The organism is Dietzia sp. DQ11-71 (genome assembly GCF_014144995.1).
Classification (GTDB): Bacteria; Actinomycetota; Actinomycetes; order Mycobacteriales; family Mycobacteriaceae; genus Dietzia; species Dietzia kunjamensis.
This window is the reverse complement of sequence record NZ_JAALDT010000307.1, coordinates 1-1,656: the sequence shown is the minus strand read 5'-3', so window position 1 is coordinate 1,656 and position 1,656 is coordinate 1. Positions and strand designations below refer to the sequence as shown.

Genomic DNA, 1,656 nt, shown 5'->3' with positions numbered 1-1,656 from the left:
GCCGGCGGGCAGCTCATCGGCGTGCTCGGGGCGGTCGCCGTGATCGTCCCCGGCGACGCGGTCGGCTGGGAGTGGGCCACGGAGCTGTCGGTGGTGCTGGACGTCGGCTGCTCGACCGCGGTGATCGCCGTGCTCGCCGCCGCCACGGCCACCCTCGTCTCGCCCTGGCGACTGCGCGCGCGGGCGCTGCTCTACGGCTATGTGATCGTGTCGTTCCTGTTCGTCGGGAGCCTGGCCGACCTCACCCACTTCATCGCGTTCGTGGTGTTCCTCGCCGTCGGCGAGCGGTTCTTCTCCGGCACCGAGCACGGCCTGCGGCCGCGGACGCGACGGGAGACCCGGCTCGTGGTGTCGGCGGGCATGTGGTTCATCGCCGCGGTCCACGTGGTGGTGTACTTCCTGCCCTCCGACGGCCCCCTCGGGCCCACCGAGGCCGAGGACGTGAACCTGGTCGGTATGCTCCTGTCCGTCCTCATCGCCGCGGCCACGGCGGAGCTGCTGCGCCGTGGCTACCGGGCAGCGTGGGGCGTGGCCCTCGCCTATGCCCTGGTCACCGCGGTGGTCACCCTCGTCGTCACGGTCCTGGTCGTCGCCGCGGACTTCGAGTCCCTCGGCGCCGTCACCCTCGGTACCGGTCTGCTCTGGGTGGGCGAGGCCGTGCTGCTGGTGGTGGGCCGGGGCGCGTTCGGCGTGCGGGTGCGGCGACGGGTGACCGGGTCGCGCGTCCACTCGGACGACGTGGTGGAGCGCGTCCGTGAGCTCATCCGTCGCCACGGCGGCAGCACGATGTCGTGGATGATCACGTGGCAGCCGATGAACTACTTCTTCGGCGCGGGCACGAGCACCGCGGGTCCCGATTCGGCGGGCGTCGTGGGGTACCGGATGCACGTCGGCACCATCATCGCGCTGGCCGACCCGGTCGCCGACCCCGCCGATCGCGACGTGCTGCTGAGTTCGTTCGTCGACTTCGCCGAGGCGCAGGCCGCCGTCCCGTGCCTGTTCTCGGTATCCGGGGAGACGGCCGACCGGATGCGCGCGCACGGGTGGCGGGCGCTGCAGATCGCCGAGGACACCATCATGGATCTTCCCGACCTGGCCTTCGCGGGCAAGAAGTGGCAGAAGATCCGGTCCGCGATGAACAAGGCGGACAAGAGCGGCACCACCTACGTCTCGGGGCTACTGCGCGAGCAACCCGCGGCGGTGCTGGCGCAGGTGCGGGAGATCTCCGAGCAGTGGGTCGGAGACAAGGAGCTGCCGGAGATGGGTTTCACGCTCGGCACGGTCGAGGAGGCGCTCGACGACGACGTCCGCATCGCGCTGGCCGTGGACTCCGGCGGGGTGGTCCAGGCGGCGCTGTCCTGGCTGCCGGTCTACCGCGGCGAGCCCGACGGTGGCGTACGCGGCTGGACCCTGGATCTCATGCGCAAGCGCAACGGCCCCGGCGCGAACAACATGGTCGAGTTCCTCATCGCCCGCTCCGCGCTGGAGTTCAAGGACGAAGGCGCCGACTACGTCTCGTTGTCCGGTGCCCCGTTGGCGCGTAGTGGCGACGACGACGAGGTGGCCGTCCTCGACCGCGGACTCGATCTGCTGGGTCAGGCACTCGAGCCCTACTACGGGTTCCGGTCGCTCCACCAGTTCAAGTCGAAGTTCAAT

The 1,656-nt window shown here is 70.7% G+C and carries 1 protein-coding gene; it reads left to right on the top strand.

Annotated elements, in window-relative coordinates:
- Positions 1–1,656: MprF family protein (locus G6023_RS11175; RefSeq protein ID WP_182635531.1), on the top strand; the 1,656-nt coding region annotated here is incomplete at both ends.